Origin of the sequence: Priestia sp. SIMBA_032 (assembly GCF_046535215.1) — a bacterium.
Lineage (GTDB): Bacteria > Bacillota > Bacilli > Bacillales > Bacillaceae_H > Priestia > Priestia aryabhattai.
Genome location: NZ_JAWRXD010000013.1, coordinates 62158 through 78366, shown reverse-complemented (window position 1 = coordinate 78366; position 16209 = coordinate 62158). Strand labels below are relative to the sequence as shown.

Genomic DNA, 16209 nt, shown 5'->3' with positions numbered 1-16209 from the left:
ACATTTCCCTCCACCCCGTAGTATACAAAGCTTGAAATTAATAAAAAAAACCTAAACCGAACAATCAATTTTGATTGCTTGGTTTAGGTTTTGCCCGTTAGGTTACAACCCTATAAAGAATGTTATTAATTTTTAACTATCCTTTCAATATGGATAGTCAAATAGACCATTTCCTCATCCGTTAACCTGTAAGTGTATTTACTCTCGATGAACTTCTTTATCTTCTCTGAACACTTATGCGCTTCTGGGTATTTACTCATAATCACATTATATAAATCATCATCAGTAGAGCTTTTGTAATGATTACCTTTAACTAGACGTTGAGCAAAAAATTTTAGATGCGTAATGAAACGATAGAACTTTAAGGAATTTTCATCAAATTCCTTTTTAAAATGATATTTTACAATTGTTAATATTTCTTGCATAACCTTTGTCATATTTTTCAAGACAGGTATTTCTTCATCTAATTCTGCATTAACAATATGGAGAGCCAAAAAACCAGCTTCATCTTCCGGTAAAATGACGCCGAATTGCTCACATATCATATTTAATGCTTCCAATCCAACTTCGTATTCTTCTTTGTAAAATTGTCTCGTTTCCCAGAGTAATCCGTTTTTTATAGGTAAATTCTTTTTATAACGTTCAATAGCAAAACGAATATGATCAGTCAAATGGATATAGATGCTTTCATTTAACTTTTTAGCTAATTTCATCTTTGCATATGCGATGATTTTTTCGGATATTTCCATGTACTCAATTGGCATATCAACAATTAAAGTCTTGAATTTTTTCATTATATCTTCGTTTTCTAAAGTGAAAATCTTATCGATTTGTTGTTCATTAATATCATCGCCAACACGCTTATTAAAAGCTAGTCCTCGTCCAATGATAATAATTTCTTGTTTGTTTTTGCTTGAAATAACAGCATTATTGTTTAGTATTTTCTCGATTTTCACTTTATTCCCTCCGATAATAGAAAAAGACAAAACCTTACCTTTTTCTAAGGTAATCGGTTTTGCCTGATTTAACAGTTACAACCCGTTCTGTATGCGCTTACCTTATGTTAACATAAGGCTTTTCTATTGGCAATATATAATTTTTGTTATATTAATAATTTTTTTTACGTCCTTTTATATCTTTTTTAAGACTTTCCAACTCAAAGGGAAAAGTCGATGAGTCTATTAATATTTTACCTTACTATTGTTTCATATAATCGTGGATTTAAAACGCTAACGATATTACATAAGGAGCATCAACATTTTTGAAACCCCTATTTCATTAGAGCTGATTCTAGTTGATAAAACTATGATTACGAGTTACATATATCAATAACAAGTCGATTAAGATTCCTCACCTCCTGAGAATTCCCTAAATGGGAAAATTGGATCTTTCAGAAGAAATTCATAAGTGGATTCGTCTACAATACCTACAGTCTTGTCGCTATCATAAAGGTCTAACATAAAACTAGCCACTTCTTTTGATGTATTAAACTTAGGAACTTGTCCTTCATATTGAAACTCATCTACATCCAAAGAACGTAGCTCAAATTCTGTTTCTGTAACGGCAGGAGCTAGAACCTTAGCCTGCATTTTTGAACCTTTACTTTTTAACTCTTGAGCAAGACCTTCTGTGAACGCACTTACGTAGAATTTTGTTGCGGAATAAGTCACAAAATCAGAAATCATAATATAGCCACCTGCTGAAGAGACATTAATAATCTGTGTACCTTCCACATTTTTATAATCTCTTACAAACAGTGAAGAAAGAATGGTTAATGCTTCGATATTTAAATGTAGCATTGATTTAATTTTATTTAAATTTTGTTCTCCTACAGAGGAAAAATCCCCAAAACCAGCATTGTTAATCCATGTTTCTAACTCATAGTTTTTTAATGATTCATAGAATGTATCAACGTTTTCTGCTACTGATAAATCAACAGGTTTTACAATAACATCTAGATTTTGATTTATCTTTGCTATTTTACCTTTTAATTCTTCTAACTTTTCTTCTCTACGGGCAGCCAATATAAGATTTTTTCCACGTTCTGCAAAAGCTAAAGCAGTTTCATATCCGATTCCTGAACTTGCTCCGGTGATAACAGTATATTTCACTTCTTATTCCCCCTTCTCCAATAATTTTTATATCCTTTTTGTAGGTAGTAACAGCTTTACGGCCACTACCTACAATTAATCATGAAATTTCATATTGCTGAGCTTTTCTACGTTTTCAGGGTCGTGAAGGGATAAGATTAAGCTCTCTTTGGTATCTAACGTAGCAATCTTCTTCATATCTTCCTCACTCAATTCAAAGTTAAATATATTGAAGTTTTCAATGATTCTTTCCTTATGAACAGACTTTGGAATCGCAATGATTTCCCTTTGTATCAACCAACGTAAAGCTACTTGAGCCACAGATTTATGATATTTTTCAGCTATTGATACCAACACTTCATTGTTAAAGATGTTGTTTTTTCCTTCCGCAAATGGACCCCATGACTCAATCTGAATATGGTGATCCCTCATAAATTGAGCATTTTCTACTTGTTGTGTAAATGCATGCGTTTCAACCTGGTTTACAGCAGGAACAATTTTATGATGAGCGATTAGATCCATCAGGCGGTCATTTAGGAAGTTACTTACGCCGATTGCCCTGATCTTACCCTCACGATATAATTCCTCCATCGCACGCCATGAACCATGGACATCACCAAATGGCATATGGATGAGATACAAGTCCAAATAATCGAGTTGCATCTTTTTCAGAGATGTTTCAAATGCTATCTTTGCACTCTCATAACCCGCATCCTGAATCCAAAGCTTTGTTGTAACAAATATCTCCTCTCTAGGCACACCACTCCGTTTGATGGCACGGCCGACTGCTTCTTCATTTTCATAAACAGCAGCCGTATCAATCAAGCGATAACCTTCCACTAGAGCGTTATAAACTGATTTCTCGCATACATCTTCATTGTCGATTTGATAAACCCCAAATCCGAGTATTGGCATCTCAACGCCATTGTTTAATGTAACAGTTTGCATGCTAAATCCTCCTGTTTTTATTTAGTGAAATGCTTGTATTGTGAAGCTGTTGATGACCTTCTCACCAAGATTACGTAGGAGATAACGGCTAGTATACTTGTCATAAAAATTGTTATTCCAAAAGGAACAGCAGAATTTTCTCCTGCAATACCTACTAAAGGAGAAGTGACAGCACCTAATGCAAATTGAAGAGTGCCTAATACTGCAGCCGCACTTCCGGCAATATGTCCTTGTGATTCCATAGCCAGTGTAAATGAAATCGGCCCAATCATCCCAATAGCTGTTGCGAATAAGAAGATTGCAATAAACAAAGCAATGAAAGGTCCGTGAACTAGCACGACAATCAAGACGATAGCAGTAGTAATGAAAGCTACCAATAGTCCAATCCGAAAAATACGGCGTTCATCCATCCGCCCAGCCAGTCGTTTGACAAGCTGTGATCCAATAATAATTCCAAGCCCATTTAAGGCAAAAAGAACTGAAAACAATTGAGGCGATATACCATACATATTTTGATAAATAAATGGAGTGGCGGCAACATAGGCGAACACACCAGAGAACAATATGCCATTGGCAAGCGCATACCCCATAAAGATCCGATCCCGAAGCAAGGAGCCGTAGTTTCTTAATACTTCCTTGAAATTGCCGGGAACACGCTGCTCAACAGGCAAGGTTTCTTTTATTCCCCATACGGCTATGCCTGTTAAAACAAGTCCTAAAAAACCCAGAAAAATAAACACACCAATCCATAAAGTAAACGTAGTCACTGTGCTTCCAGCGGTAGGGGAAATCAACGGGGCGACATTACTAATCATTGTCAACAGTGCCATGAATTTCACCATTTCTACTCCACTGTAGCGATCACGAACAATCGCACGAGAAATAACAAGCCCTGCGGAAGCGACAAATCCTTGAATAAAGCGCAAAACAATAAACATACCGATGTTTGGCGAAAACGCACATGCTATAGAAATAAGAAAATAGAGCAGCATCGAAATCAGCAAAGGCTTACGCCTGCCATGAACATCGCTTAAAGGACCTGCAATGAGCTGCCCCAGACCTAACCCTAACAAACTGGCAGTTAGGCTTGCTTGAATTAAAGATGCTGTTGTATTAAAGTTGTTCATCATTTGGGGCAGCGCTGAAAGATACATATCAACGGTAAAGGGTCCTAATGCAGAAAAGGAGGAAAGCATAAAGGCAAATAGAAATTGACGGTTAATGGTCTTAACATTCATTTATATAGCTCCTTACTTTGGTGATAGTGATTGATTAAAATCTTTGTTACCATTCACTTTGTTTGCATCCCAAAAGAACTTTCCATTCGGTCCTTTAATTAAAGATCAGAAAACCATAGTCATCCGTAGAGGATGACTATGCCAAATCCGAAATCTAAGAGTTCAAACTATTAGCATCTTTTGTATTTTAGCGTACTACAAATGGCTCAAGTTCGGGGTTCAATGCGTAAGCTACGTAACCCTTCGCACTCTGCTCAAGTTGCTCATCGGACTGTTGATTTACCCCATACAATATATAAGGTGTCAAATAGGTTGTCCCAATCAAGTTACTGGTTACCTCAAGAGGTCGTAGTAGCTCTGGGACCGTGTATTTAAAATTTCCGTCTGATGAATAGTTTTCCTTAGCAGCTCCCGTAGAAACCGCAATCAGCAGCTCTTTTCCGCGCAGCTTATCACCCATGCTTCCAAAGGCCCAGCCGTAAGAAAGGACAGCATCCTCCCATTTTTTCAGCAATGGAGGCGTGCTGTACCAGTAGAAAGGAAATTGCAAAACGATACGATCGTGCTTCTCCAATAACCTCTGTTCGGACGCGACATCGATCTTCTCATCAGGGTAAGCTTCATAAACACGGTGAACAGTAACGTTAGCTTGCTTCTCTATTTCTTCTGTTAAGCGTCGATTAGCACGAGAAGCAGTTAAGTCTGGATGAAAAACAAGAACTAATGTTTTCATTTTATAATCTCTCCTATAAGAATTTATTTGTTTACGGCATCATAATTACTTAAAATCCTCATTAAAACCACATATTTGGCGAAGTACTGATACCCAGTTCAAGAACTTTTTTAATAATTGGCCGACCATGCTCCTCATCAAGTAACTCTGGATGAAACCTATGGACTGGTTCACCAAAAGTTTGTTTGCTCATGATTTATTTATCAGATAAAAGCTGCCCTGCAACACCTATATTGTCTTTTTCGTTTTCCTTTACGAAAACATAGAAGGCTTGTTCAGGTAAATTCATAATATTTGCAGCTGATGTGGTAAGTTCTTTTACTAACTTTCCTTTTTGTTCTTTAGTTAATTTAGCTGCTTCAATTGTTATCACAGGCATAATTTTATTCTCCTTTTTATGATGACTAATACTGCACTAATGAATGATTAGACAACTTGCTTGGTTGGGCGAATCAAGATTTCACTTATCGCAACAGTCTCAGGTGTGCTAATGGCATATGCTACTGCATCAGCAACGTCGCTTGACTTCAATCCCACACCTTCTATTTTGGCGTTATTCTTTAACCGTTCACGATTTTCAGGTTCATTAACCGTTGTATAAAGTTCAGTATCTACTAATCCTGGAGAGATAATAGTTGAACGAATGTTATTTTCTCTTTCTTCTTGGCGAAGCCCCTCCATGATCGCCCGAACGGCAAACTTAGTTCCACAATATACAGCAGATCCTGGATAAACAACATGTCCAGCTACGGAATCAGTCGAAATAATGTGGCCAGATTGTTGGTGTTTCATGATAGGTAAGACAGCAGCAATCCCATTCAAAACACCCATGATGTTGATGTCTAACATTTGGCGCCATTCATCAAAGCGTGTTTCTGCAAGTGGTGCAGTTGGCATTATTCCGGCATTGTTGTAGAGTACATCTACACGACCATATTTTTCGAATGCTAAATCTACAACAGCTTGAACTTCCTCTCTTTTTGATACATCTGCAACAGCGTATGAAATTTCAGCATTTGGTAATGATTCAACGAGAGCTTTCAAACGATCTTCGCGACGAGCAGCAATCACTAAATTTGCTCCTTCTTCTGCAAGTTTCTTCGTCGTTGCTTCACCAATCCCACTTGATGCACCCATAATAATGACAACTTTACCTTGAATAGTAGACATAGCTAATAACATCCTTTTCTTATTTTTGTTTTCATTGCAAAGCTTTAATAATTTGTTCCAACGGGTTAGTATCAAAGTCATGATGATTCATTTATATATTAATAGTTTAAATAAACCTCCTAAAACAGGAGAAAGAATCGATGAAATACCGACCATAACTATTTAATTTCCTCCACGTTAACTACTTATAATTCATAAATTATCTGCACAATACAATTAATTATGACCAACTATTGGGTGTGGTACATACGGCTCTTCTAGAGAAGCTATTTCTTCAGATGTCAGCTTAATAGATAGAGAACCTATAGCATCTTCGAGATGAGATATTTTCGTAGCACCAATAATAGGAGAAGTTACTGGTTCTTTCTGTAGCAGCCAAGCCAGTGCGATATGAATACGAGGAACGCCGCGTTTTTCTGCAATTGCTGCAACTCGCTCCACAACCAATCGATCAGCATCAGCAGTCGCATCGTATTTAGATTTTTGAGCTTGGTCAGTTTCGGAACGAAGCGTTGTTTCCGACCAATCACGTACCAATCTACCTGATGCAAGTGGGCTATATGGGGTAACTCCAATTTTTTCCTCCCTACAAAGAGGCAGCATTTCCCGTTCCTCTTCACGATATATGAGATTTAAATGATTCTGCATTGAGACAAATCTGGTCCACCCATTCTTCTCTGCAACATGTAATGCCTTTTGGAACTGCCATGCGTACATAGCAGAAGCACCAATGTACCTTGCCTTACCAGCCTTCACAACGTCATGTAATGCTTCCATTGTTTCTTCAATGGGAGTATTATAATCCCACCGATGGATAATATAGAGGTCTACATAATCGGTTCCGAGACGTTTAAGACTTTTATCAATTTCGCTCATGATCGCTTTTCTGGAAAGACCAGCACCATTTGGTCCTTCGTGCATTCGTTGGTGTACCTTAGTTGCAATGACAACTTCATCACGATTAGCATAATCCTTTAGAGCTCGTCCAAGAAATTCCTCGCTGGTACCCATTGAATACACATTTGCCGTATCAAAAAAATTGATTCCCAGCTCAAGTGCTTTTTTGACAATAGAACGACTTTGCTCTTCATTAAGTACCCATTGATGAATCCACTTTTCTGCTTCACCAAAGCTCATACTGCCAAGACAAAATTTAGATACATCCAATCCTGTATTACCAAGTTTCACATATTCCATTTGATTACGCCTCACTTTCTATGATTAAGATCAGCCACACCGATTAAGGTCTATGACAATTCAAATCCAACTTATAGAACTAATTAGTTTTATAAGTTATTAAACTATTCATCATCGACAGGTTCGAATCAGACAGTTTCTCCCGGGGGCATTGCTAAGTGCACAAACTAACTGTTTTTTGGAGCATGATTCCGGCATTATTACTAATGCATCTATTTTCCCAAACTCCTTAAGAGCATAGTCAGCGAGTTCTTCCCTTTGTTTAAGGAAAGTCACCTGTGTGGCTTTATAAATAGCCTATTCACTCTTAATTTTCAGGAATAATTTCATTGACACATGCTAATGCGTTAAGTGTTCTAGGAAAGCCCATATATGGTAGACAGTGAGTGATGGCGGTGATCAAAGTTTCCTTGTCATTGCCTACATTTTTGTTACCCTGCACATGTGCCTTCACTTGACCTTCAGCACCACCGAGCGCACTGATGATGCAGAATGTTAACAACTCTCGTGTTTTCAAATCAAGTCCGCCACGAGTGTAGAAATCTCCGAAGCAAAAAGCAGAAAGATATTCCTGCATATGCTTTTGATTTGATGGAGCACTCTCCTGCATTTTTTTAATGACATCTCCAAAAATCTCTACTTGAGTTGCAAGACCTTTTTGAAAACGATTATCTTCATCTACAGTCTTTTGACTTTCAATCGGTAAAGCGATATTTTTTGCTTTGAAAACCTCATTAACTTCATTGATAGCATTTAACGTTTTCGGGAATCCAATGTACGGAGCACACTGATAAACAGCTTCTTTAATTTCTACAGGTGTTAACCCCACATTCAATGCAGCACTAACATGTGCTTTTAATTGAGGCAATGTCTGGTTAGTAGCAAGAACTACCAGGGTGATTAACTCACGCTGTTTGTCATCGAGATTACCTTGATAAAAAACTTCCCCAAAAATAAAATGGCTCAGAATGTCCTGAAAACCAGGATCGGTAGTGTATGTAGCAGGAACTCCATCGCCAAATAGCTGTCTGAACTTTTCTTTGCTTTTTTCAATACGTTTCATAAAATTTTCCTCCTGTTGACCTTAATATACTTCTATTATTCTCGAGCTAGTTGAACTTAATGCCTGTTAAAAATCAATATTGATTGATTAATCAACAGTTGTTTATAATTATAAAAGTAAACAAAATGCTTTCAATCGTTAATTGAATGCAATTCGTTGATTACTCAACAAATCAATTAAAATTGTTGATTATCTTTAAAAGATTAGGGGTTTTTAAAATGGCTAAAGTAGATAGAAGAATAACCAAAAGTCAAGAGGCTATAAAAAAAGCAGTTACTGAATTAATGACCGAAAAACGTTTTGACGACATTACCATTCAGGATATTGCTGATAGAGCAAATGTTAATCGAGGAACCATCTATCTTCATTACATGGATAAATATGATTTATTGGATAAGATGATTGAAGAACATATGGATAACCTCAGAGAACTATGTCAATCGGCATCTGATATGACTTATCAAGAAGGAAATTATATTTGGTACGAATACTTTGAGCATCATTATTTATTCTTTTCGACGATGTTAGAGAGTAAAGGTGCCCATTATTTTCGTAGTCGTTTTCTCGAGTTAGTCGTTCAAGAGACTAAACCTGAAGTTGATACAACCGAAGGGAAAAATCAAGGGTTAAGCGAAGAGGTTGTTCTTCATTTCTTTTCCTCAGCTGTCGTAGGCGCAGTGGAATGGTGGTTTAAGAATGGCATGCATGTTCCAACCGATGTAATAGCCGAGCAGACTGGAATATTGTTAGATCGGAATCTAGAATAATTTATTACCGTTTCCAAAAAAAATAAATGACCTGAGTCCTGTATAGATTGGGACTCAGGTCATTTATTTTTCATTAAGGACTACTTGATAAGAGTGCACTTCAATTATTATTCATTTGTCAGCAAAGGGGGTGTACTATTGTTAGCACCCTTCTTAACTTTGCCTAGCGTTCCTTGTATCCCATTACAACTGTCTCTGTAAAAGGTAACTTTTGAGGAATTGTCCTTAACAACCGTCCAATTTCCATTTTTAGTACTAAACATGGTTTTGAACATCTTAAATATAAAAACTCTTGACGATAACTCTTATAGGATTCTAATTAACAACTATTATATTTTACTTTTCAATGCTCTAAGAATGAAGGATGAAAAATTATTTGGCTTTCGACCTAATATCCATGTTAAAATATTTGGATTACCGATAAATCCATGTTCATTATAATGTTGGAACATCTTTAAAAGTGTATTTACTTGATAGTCTCCTACTCCAAGCTTTTTTAATTGTGCAGCGAACATTGCATCTTGAGGCGTTTCAACTTTGATTTCACGACCAAAATTCTGTTCCATAGCTGCTATCATATCAGACAAAGATAAATTTTCAGGTCCACAAAGTTCATATGTAGCCCCTATATGACCTGGACTCGTGAGAATTATAGAAGCCGCCTCGGCTAAGTCTTCTAAGTCAATCATACATATGCGAGTTTCTTGAGTAGTAAAAAATTTTTGTTGAAATATACCTTTTTCACTAAGTAACTTCCAAGACATGAGTATATTCTGCATAAATACTGCTGGCTGAATAATAGTATATGGGATTCCTGAATCTACCAAAAGCTCCTCTACCATGAGTTTTTTCTGATGATGTGGCATATCTTGAAGTACGGAATGCAATACTGAATGGTATACGAAATGCTCAACTTTGGCCAAGCGAGCAGCTTTTATTATCATTTGCCCTATCTCAACTTCATGAGGATTTACAGCAGGACAAATGTGGTATACAGTACTAACTCCAATAAATGCTTCATTTACAGCCTTTTCATCCAACATATCTCCTGCCACTACTTCCATCTGACCTAAGGATTTAATTTCCTGAATTTGTTCAGTTGTATGAACAAAAGCCCTTATTCGCTCTCCTTTAGATAATAAAGCCTTAATTATTGCACGACCAGTTTGCCCATTTGCTCCAGTTATAAGTATCATAATAATATCATCCCTTTCTATAAAAACGATCTTCCAACTAGTAATATGGACTTTTATTCTGTAATAAACAAAACAATTTCATAACAACAAATACTTCCGAATTCACGCTCAAGAATTATTCAATAGTGCCTCTCATCGCTTGATACATTTTTTCTACTTGCGCGTCGATTTCGTCACGTGACATGCGTAATTGATTCAGGGAATAGCCATAGCCAATTTCCTGTCTTCCCTCTTCAAATCCTTGGAAAATTCCATTCGCGAATGCATCTACAGGCTCTCCATGGGTATGCAGACCTGATCCACCCAAATCAGTGTTCACTATCGTTGGCACCACTTCAATAACTTCTACGGATGTATTATCCAGTTGGTGTCTGAGACTCATTGTAAATGAGTGTAAAGCTGCTTTGGTCGCCGAATAGATGGGAGCAATCGCTAACGGTGTGAAAGCCAAGCCGGACGTCACATTCACAATGGCCGCATCTTCCTTTTCAGCAAAAAATGGGGCGAATAGCATGGATAGATGAATTGGAGCTTCAACATTGACCATGATTTCCTTGTTGTAATTGCTCCAATTCTCTTTCGCATTTGCCTTTAACACATGAAAACGTTGTTGAATCCCTGCATTGTTCACTAATACATTGACGTTTGGATAGTTCGTTGTTACCCAATCAAACAATTCTAAACGGTCGGATTCAAGTCCAATATCACTGACGTGCGTAATGAGATTTGGGAACTTCCCCTTGACTTCCCGAAGGACACTTTCACGTCGTCCACAAACGATGACTGTATTTCCGGTATTGATAAAGCGTTCTGCAAAAGCAAGTCCAATGCCTGCACTGCCACCCGTAATGAGTATTGTATTTCCTGAAAGTTTCATCGAAAATCTCCTCCTAAAATTAAGTACTGCTTAATCCATGGCTATTCCGCCATTGACTGGTACGTAAGCACCCGTGATAAACTGACAATCATCACTTACATACATCGCAATTGCCCTTGCGACATCTTCAGGATTTGCAATCCTCCCAATTGGTGTCAATGAAGCCATTTGTTCACGAAATTCTGCTGGTTGATCGGCAGTAGCCTCTGTATCAACCAAACCGGGTGCAATCACATTAACCGTTATTCCATTAGGCCCCAACTCCTGTGCAACGTACTTAGCAAACTGAACGAGTCCAGCCTTTGCAGTTCCATGTGCAATCATTTTAGGACTTGGATTTTTTGCCAATCCACTTGCTACATATACGATACGTCCATATTCATTCTTAATCATCATAGGTGTGATTGCTTTCGTCATGGTAAAGGCTGCTTTCATTTCATCATTCAATTTCTGTGAAAATTCCTCCCAATTCATTTCTTGGAAGGGTTTTGCAGCAAATGACATATTTGCATTATTAACCAAAGCATCAATTGAACCCCATTTAGAGTAGATCTCTTTCACCATCTGATCTACTTCATTTGGCTGACGAACATCCGCCCTAACAGCGATTGCTTCTCCACCGTATTTTAGAATTTCTTGTACAACTTCCTTTGCACGATGGGCGTTAGAAACATAATTTACGGCTACCCGATATCCCCTTTTGGCTAAAATCATTGATGCTTCAGCACCAATTCCTCGACCTCCTCCGGTAATCAAAACAACCTTTTTCATAGAATCCTGTTCCAAGAAAATCACTCCTTCTAATTTTATTAAATCGGAATTTAAATTAGTCAACTAATTGACCAATCGGGTAAAAAAAAGACCTTATTCAGGTCTATCTATTTGTTGACTAAGATGTGTAACCAGTCGTTCTATCAGCGAAGCAAACAGCACTAATTCTTCGGGTTCAAATACCTCAAATGTTCGGTCATTACTGGCATTGGTTAGTGGTTTAAGAGCTTCCAATATTAGTTTCCCCTGCTCTGTCAATTTCACTCGTGTGATACGCCGATCGGATAAGTCTTCATAAGTTGTTACATAGCCTGCTTGGCGTAAACGATCAACCATACTAGATATGTTCTGTTTTGTCACCAAAGTATCTTCACGTAATTCTTTGAGTGATAATCCCTCTTTCTTGGAAATCGCGCCGAGTAGAATCCATTGTTGGACGCTGGTCAACCCAACCTTTACAGTTAGTTTGCCACCTATCCGTGAAAGGAGGTTGGAAGCACGAAATATATTCAATACTGTGTTCACTTGAAAATCATCTTTATTTTTCATTGTTTCACCACCAATTTAGTCAATTAGTTGACTTTTATATTGTAGGATATAGCTTGTAATAAATCAAGTAATACTATTATTAAAACTTGACATTTATATGCACAAAATTTGCACGAAAGTTAACGTAGCTATTATATTGAGAAATGCGTGAATGTTAAAAGAAGAATATAGTAGGCTTGATTGGGAATTGATAAGTCTTATGAAGGAAGCTTATCAATTAGATCTCTCAATCGTAGAAGTAAAAGAATTTATATATTCAAGCCAAAAAGAGCCTATTTCTAAATGATTTAGGCCCTTTTTGGTGCTTATAAAGTACATTATGGTAACTAAAAATGTATACATTAAGAGATGGTGTTACAAAACTAATATAAGCTTTTATGTCTGTCGATTGCAATAAAGACAAGAATTTTGCTACGATGCATTCATCTCTCAAAAGAAATGTACTTTCTTTAAAAAGCAGTATACACAAATTACCTAGATACAGATTTAATTGAAAGAATCAATATTCCTCCGATTATGGAGAAAGCAAAGGACATTATAAAAATTGATGAAAACCCTAATGCCGAAATCATAAATGCTGCGATAATCGGGGCAATAGCTTGAGTTGTAGTATTCCCTAAATTGTAAATTCCTAAGAAAAAACCAACGCGTTCCTTATCAGGAATAACTTTTAAATTCAAAAGGTTATCTAAAGAATTCCATATACCCATTCCAAAACCAGCCATAAAAGCATAAATAATCATACCCATATTATTTTGTAAAAAGAAAATGCTTAGTGCGCCAATTCCTACTAAAATAGTAGATAAACCTACTGGTAATTTTAATATTTTGAGCTTATCTGAAATCGGCCCAGCAATAACCCCCATGATAACACCAAATATTAACATAATTATATTAATTAATTGTATAGACTGTTGTGTAGCAGATGTATCCTTGTGTAGAAAATCTGTCATTATATATAATAAATAACCTGTAACAGCAAAGTTTCCAACTCCTTGAAAAATTTTTCCTATTAAAGCTAAATAGTAATCACGACCAATAGACCACTTTGGAAAAACTTTCAATACTTCTTTTGCAGAAAATTTCCCCTTTTTTGTTGATATTGATATATTCTCGTCCAAGTTTGATGGTTCCCGGACAATAAATGCTGCAATCAATGTTCCTACGAATGTTATAATGCCAAAAATGATAAAACCCAAACGGTATTGCCCTAAAAAAATAGCTGCTAAAATTGTAAAAGCATTGTTGCCGAGCGCCATGCCTAAACCACCATAAGCAGATGAAGCTGTTCCTTTACCATTTTCAGGTGCTAAATCTAACCAAGCAACCATTGGTGCTACAATGAAGTTCAAAGCAACTTGTCCTAGCGCCCAACTTGTTAACAATAAAGGAATAGTCGTACTCATTGAGGCAAAAATCATTGCTAACATAAATACAAATGCTCCGGAAACTAGCCAAGGCGTGCGTTTTCCAAAACGAGACTTTGTACGGTCAGAAAGATAGCCAGCAATCATATTAGAAAGGGCCGCGGTAATCATCCCTACTGAGGAAAATAATGCTACTAATGTAATTTTGTTATCAGCATCCAAATGCTGAATCAAAGCCGGTAAAAATAAACTTGAAGTTGCAATATAGGGTCCAAGCCAGGAGGCTGGTCCGATAATTAATCCTGGCACTAAACGTTTTAGTGATATAGTATTTTTGTGGAAATTAGTTGTTTCAGTTGTTTCGGTTGTGTTTTTTAGTGGCATAGTATTCATGTAAAACTTCCTCTCTGGAAACTAATAATTTTTTACTGAATAGTAATCAAAATCTGCAAATGAGTCATGCTGATGAGAATCAACCGAGCCTATAAAATTAAACAATCCTGTAAATCCACCAATTTCACCTGGTTCCCCATTAACGCCTTCATCAGACAAATAAAGAACATCGATATTATCTACAAATACTTGCCAATTCATATTATCATCCAAACGATAGAAGATATCTGCAATACCTGAATTGTAGACAAGCTTCAACTCAACTACACCTTCAGGTATTGCAATATTATTATGAACAAATTCGATGCGTTCTCCTAATTTAGCCTGTAGTAAACTTAAAACTGTGCCACCACATGATTCTGAATGAGTTAAGTGAGCATAAATCCAATTATTTGAATCATAGTAAAGTCCCATACCCGCAGTTTCTGAGTAATGATCTGGATAAAATTCGACTTTAGTTTGAAGTTCATAATTAAATGATGTCGCACTTGTTGCTATAATAGCCGGATTTATTTGCGAAAAGAACGAGTTCTCGCCGTGAATACGTAAATATCCTGAACGTTCAATCGTATTCACCCAATCAACATCTTGATTTCGATAAGGAGTCATAAAATGTATGCTATATTTTTCGTTATTAAAATTATCAAATACATCATGAGATAATCTAGTGGATATTTTAACTCCGTCCATACCCTCAACTTCCATCTTTGCTAGATTTGATCCATCTTTCATTTCTAGCCAACCGTCCTCCGTCCACTTCATTTTTTGAATAGACGTTTCTCGTCCTAATGGATTTAAGAGAGTTCCTTCAATTGGGCGTGACATTAGGTGAGCAATATACCATTCGCCCGTTTGTGTTTGAACTAATGAACCATGGCCTGCTTTTTGCATTGGTGAATTTGGATTATACATCTCAAAATGCCCCGCATCTGGATCACCAAGTGAAAATAGATGTCGCGGTGAAGAGGTAATAATCGGTTCTCCTGATGGATGCGGTTCATATGGCCCAAAAATACTCTCCGAACGTCCAATTTCTACACCATGTGCATATCCTGTTCCACCAGCAGCTATAATAAGATAGTAATACCCGTTATATTTATATATTTGTGGTGCTTCAGCACATCCACGACTGGTAAACCCTTGTGTTACTCGGTGCCACTTTCCAATAATCCCCCCATTATCTAAATCAAACTCGGCAATTACAATATGTCCAGGTGCTTGATGCCCTTGACGTGTTTCCCATTCAAGTATGGAGATGTAATGCTTTCCATCCTCATCATGAAAAATAGCTGGGTCGAAACCTATTGATGTAATATAAATTAGATCTGACCAAGGTCCATTTATATCTTCTGCCCACATTGCATACGAATCTGCGTTAAATTCACGCCCTGCCATATTTACCATGTTAGAAAATGCTAACCAGTATCTATTTTTGATAGAATCATAGGATAAGTGTGGCGCCCAGATACCTGCTGGTGTATTTGTACCACGTAAATTAACTTCATCGTTTTTTAATCCGTAACTAATTAGCTCCCAATTTGCTAAATCCGTAGATTTAAAAATTTGTATACCGGGGTTCCAATGAAAAGTGGATGTTGCAATATAATATATCTCATTGACCCGAATAATTGATGGATCTGGCGCCATTCCAGGAATAATAGGATTTTTAATTATTGTCATTTCTCTAATTCCTTTCTTTACTAACATTTCTTTAAACCTGATTCCTTGTACGAGTAAGGCGTTCTGTTTTAGCTGACTCGAATTTTCCTTTAGAATAATTCCTACTTCCAATAGCTATTTTCTACATTTACCCTTTTATAATTTTACATAGATAAAAAAACAATGATGAA

The 16209-nt window shown here is 36.8% G+C and carries 16 protein-coding genes; 1 reads left to right on the top strand and 15 read right to left on the bottom strand.

All coding sequences use genetic code 11. The annotated features are described in order from the left end of the window. Positions 1-125: 125 nt before the first annotated feature. From licT to SB717_RS25265, 9 genes are all read right to left on the bottom strand, one after another. Positions 126-956 (bottom strand): BglG family transcription antiterminator LicT, encoded by an 831-nt coding sequence (licT, locus tag SB717_RS25305; protein WP_321998899.1) that lies wholly within the window; start codon positions 954-956, stop codon positions 126-128. A gap of 384 nt (positions 957-1340) precedes the next feature. After that, on the bottom strand, positions 1341-2111 hold the full coding sequence (locus SB717_RS25300; RefSeq protein WP_410905223.1) for an SDR family NAD(P)-dependent oxidoreductase: 771 nt from the start codon (positions 2109-2111) through the stop codon (positions 1341-1343). Between the two features lie 75 nt (positions 2112-2186). Beyond that, positions 2187-3038, bottom strand: a complete 852-nt coding sequence (locus SB717_RS25295) for an aldo/keto reductase (protein ID WP_410905221.1) — start codon at positions 3036-3038, stop codon at positions 2187-2189. Between the two features lie 17 nt (positions 3039-3055). Then, entirely contained in the window at positions 3056-4276 is a 1221-nt protein-coding gene (locus tag SB717_RS25290) for a multidrug effflux MFS transporter (RefSeq protein WP_410905219.1), read from the bottom strand. Between the two features lie 187 nt (positions 4277-4463). Continuing rightward, positions 4464-5009, bottom strand: a complete 546-nt coding sequence (locus SB717_RS25285; protein ID WP_410905217.1) for an NAD(P)H-dependent oxidoreductase — start codon at positions 5007-5009, stop codon at positions 4464-4466. A 196-nt stretch (positions 5010-5205) separates the two neighbouring features. Next, positions 5206-5388 (bottom strand): 4-oxalocrotonate tautomerase DmpI, encoded by a 183-nt coding sequence (gene dmpI / locus SB717_RS25280; protein WP_410905215.1) that lies wholly within the window; start codon positions 5386-5388, stop codon positions 5206-5208. Between the two features lie 47 nt (positions 5389-5435). Continuing rightward, entirely contained in the window at positions 5436-6179 is a 744-nt protein-coding gene (locus tag SB717_RS25275) for an SDR family oxidoreductase (protein WP_410905263.1), read from the bottom strand. A 216-nt stretch (positions 6180-6395) separates the two neighbouring features. Beyond that, positions 6396-7376, bottom strand: a complete 981-nt coding sequence (locus tag SB717_RS25270; protein ID WP_410905213.1) for an aldo/keto reductase — start codon at positions 7374-7376, stop codon at positions 6396-6398. 307 nt (positions 7377-7683) lie between these two features. Continuing rightward, on the bottom strand, positions 7684-8439 hold the full coding sequence (locus SB717_RS25265) for a carboxymuconolactone decarboxylase family protein (RefSeq protein ID WP_410905211.1): 756 nt from the start codon (positions 8437-8439) through the stop codon (positions 7684-7686). 218 nt (positions 8440-8657) lie between these two features. Between SB717_RS25265 and SB717_RS25260 the strand changes: the two genes are divergently transcribed. After that, positions 8658-9206 (top strand): TetR/AcrR family transcriptional regulator, encoded by a 549-nt coding sequence (locus tag SB717_RS25260; protein WP_410905209.1) that lies wholly within the window; start codon positions 8658-8660, stop codon positions 9204-9206. 329 nt (positions 9207-9535) lie between these two features. Here the strand turns inward: SB717_RS25260 and SB717_RS25255 are convergent, their stop codons facing one another. The 6 genes from SB717_RS25255 to SB717_RS25230 all read right to left on the bottom strand — a co-directional run bounded on the left by SB717_RS25255 (position 9536) and on the right by SB717_RS25230 (position 16039). Further along, complete coding sequence (locus SB717_RS25255) at positions 9536-10402, bottom strand: SDR family oxidoreductase (protein WP_410905207.1); 867 nt, start codon at positions 10400-10402, stop codon at positions 9536-9538. A 115-nt stretch (positions 10403-10517) separates the two neighbouring features. Further along, positions 10518-11279: an SDR family oxidoreductase gene (locus SB717_RS25250; RefSeq protein WP_410905205.1), complete on the bottom strand. Its 762-nt coding sequence runs from the start codon at positions 11277-11279 to the stop codon at positions 10518-10520. Positions 11280-11309: 30 nt separating this feature from the next. Further along, entirely contained in the window at positions 11310-12065 is a 756-nt protein-coding gene (locus SB717_RS25245; protein WP_410905203.1) for an SDR family NAD(P)-dependent oxidoreductase, read from the bottom strand. A 78-nt stretch (positions 12066-12143) separates the two neighbouring features. After that, positions 12144-12599 (bottom strand): MarR family winged helix-turn-helix transcriptional regulator, encoded by a 456-nt coding sequence (locus SB717_RS25240; RefSeq protein ID WP_410905201.1) that lies wholly within the window; start codon positions 12597-12599, stop codon positions 12144-12146. 470 nt (positions 12600-13069) lie between these two features. Then, positions 13070-14359: an MFS transporter gene (locus SB717_RS25235; RefSeq protein ID WP_410905199.1), complete on the bottom strand. Its 1290-nt coding sequence runs from the start codon at positions 14357-14359 to the stop codon at positions 13070-13072. A 21-nt stretch (positions 14360-14380) separates the two neighbouring features. Then, on the bottom strand, positions 14381-16039 hold the full coding sequence (locus SB717_RS25230) for a glycoside hydrolase family 43 protein (protein ID WP_410905261.1): 1659 nt from the start codon (positions 16037-16039) through the stop codon (positions 14381-14383). Positions 16040-16209: the final 170 nt, after the last annotated feature.

What these genes read in the sequence shown, in the direction of transcription:
- SB717_RS25295 (WP_410905221.1), bottom strand. Translation starts at nt 3,038, where the DNA reads ATGCAAACTGTTACATTAAACAATGGCGTTGAGATGCCAATACTCGGA.
- SB717_RS25290 (WP_410905219.1), bottom strand. Translation starts at nt 4,276, where the DNA reads ATGAATGTTAAGACCATTAACCGTCAATTTCTATTTGCCTTTATGCTT.
- SB717_RS25285 (WP_410905217.1), bottom strand. Translation starts at nt 5,009, where the DNA reads ATGAAAACATTAGTTCTTGTTTTTCATCCAGACTTAACTGCTTCTCGT.
- dmpI (WP_410905215.1), bottom strand. Translation starts at nt 5,388, where the DNA reads ATGCCTGTGATAACAATTGAAGCAGCTAAATTAACTAAAGAACAAAAA.
- SB717_RS25275 (WP_410905263.1), bottom strand. Translation starts at nt 6,179, where the DNA reads ATGTCTACTATTCAAGGTAAAGTTGTCATTATTATGGGTGCATCAAGT.
- SB717_RS25270 (WP_410905213.1), bottom strand. Translation starts at nt 7,376, where the DNA reads ATGGAATATGTGAAACTTGGTAATACAGGATTGGATGTATCTAAATTT.
- SB717_RS25265 (WP_410905211.1), bottom strand. Translation starts at nt 8,439, where the DNA reads ATGAAACGTATTGAAAAAAGCAAAGAAAAGTTCAGACAGCTATTTGGC.
- SB717_RS25260 (WP_410905209.1), top strand. Translation starts at nt 8,658, where the DNA reads ATGGCTAAAGTAGATAGAAGAATAACCAAAAGTCAAGAGGCTATAAAA.
- SB717_RS25255 (WP_410905207.1), bottom strand. Translation starts at nt 10,402, where the DNA reads ATGATACTTATAACTGGAGCAAATGGGCAAACTGGTCGTGCAATAATT.
- SB717_RS25250 (WP_410905205.1), bottom strand. Translation starts at nt 11,279, where the DNA reads ATGAAACTTTCAGGAAATACAATACTCATTACGGGTGGCAGTGCAGGC.
- SB717_RS25240 (WP_410905201.1), bottom strand. Translation starts at nt 12,599, where the DNA reads ATGAAAAATAAAGATGATTTTCAAGTGAACACAGTATTGAATATATTT.
- SB717_RS25235 (WP_410905199.1), bottom strand. Translation starts at nt 14,359, where the DNA reads ATGAATACTATGCCACTAAAAAACACAACCGAAACAACTGAAACAACT.
- SB717_RS25230 (WP_410905261.1), bottom strand. Translation starts at nt 16,039, where the DNA reads ATGACAATAATTAAAAATCCTATTATTCCTGGAATGGCGCCAGATCCA.